This window comes from Psychrobacter glacincola, from assembly GCF_965118485.1.
Lineage (GTDB): Bacteria > Pseudomonadota > Gammaproteobacteria > Pseudomonadales > Moraxellaceae > Psychrobacter > Psychrobacter glacincola_D.
This window is the reverse complement of the sequence record NZ_CBCPJH010000084.1, coordinates 1-916: the sequence shown is the minus strand read 5'-3', so window position 1 is coordinate 916 and position 916 is coordinate 1. Positions and strand designations below refer to the sequence as shown.

Annotated in this window: 1 protein-coding gene and 1 pseudogene; both read left to right on the top strand. The window is 40.4% G+C overall.

What is annotated here, in order from left to right; all coding sequences use genetic code 11:
- The first annotated feature begins 66 nt into the window (after positions 1-66).
- Positions 67-507, top strand: coding sequence for a helix-turn-helix domain-containing protein (locus ACMHKH_RS14630; protein WP_413521349.1), 441 nt, complete (start codon positions 67-69; stop codon positions 505-507).
- A gap of 8 nt (positions 508-515) precedes the next feature.
- A pseudogene (locus tag ACMHKH_RS14625) lies at positions 516-899 on the top strand (transposase family protein); the annotation flags it as partial.
- Positions 900-916: the final 17 nt, after the last annotated feature.

Here is a 916-nt window from a genome sequence, read left to right as displayed (position 1 = left end):
TAGACCTCTTGCAAAAGTAGCAGAGGATTTTACAATAACTCATACATTCACAACTGGCTAGGAACCATGCCAAATATAGATAAGCTACTCAAACAAAATGATGCAGGCTTTAAACGCTACACAGGCATTCATAAAGCGACCTTTTATGAAATACTTAATGCCATGCAGCAGCATGAAGCACAAAAAACTAAGTCAGGACGGCCAAGCGTGCTTAGTCTTGAGGAACAGATATTACTAGCCCTGACTTATTGGCGTGAATACCGGACGCTGTACCACATCAGTACGGACTTTGGTATTCATGAGTCCTCTGCCAGCCGTATCATCCGTAAAGTAGAAGATATTCTTATTGATTCAGGTAAGTTTGAATTGCCCAAAAAGCTCCCTAGCAGAGTTGATGACGATATTAATTGGTCAGTCGTCATCGTAGATGCCACCGAAACCCCCATTGAGCGTCCAAAAAAAACCAAAGAGACTACTACAGCGGTAAGAAAAAACAACACACCTTAAAAGCTCAGGTTATCGTTCATTGGCAAACTGGTTTAATATTAGATATTCAAACGTCTAAAGGTTCCGTGCACGATTTTAAGCTGTATAAAGACACTTGTCCTGATTGGCTTCCTGACAATACTAAACTACTAGCAGATAGTGGCTATCAGGGCATTGCAAAGTTACATAAACAAACTTTCACCCCCTTTAAAAAACCTCGTGGGGGTCAGCTGTTAGACCTTTGTAAACAAGCCAATCACTATCTGGCTAAGTTTCGCATTATGGTTGAACATAAAATAGGCTTGATCAAATTGTTCAAAATAGTGGCTCATAAATATCGTAACCGTCGTCAGCGCTATGATCTTAGAATGAAGCTATTCGCCGGAGTTGTTAATTTCGAGCTTAGTCTATGACTTTTGCAAGAGGTCTA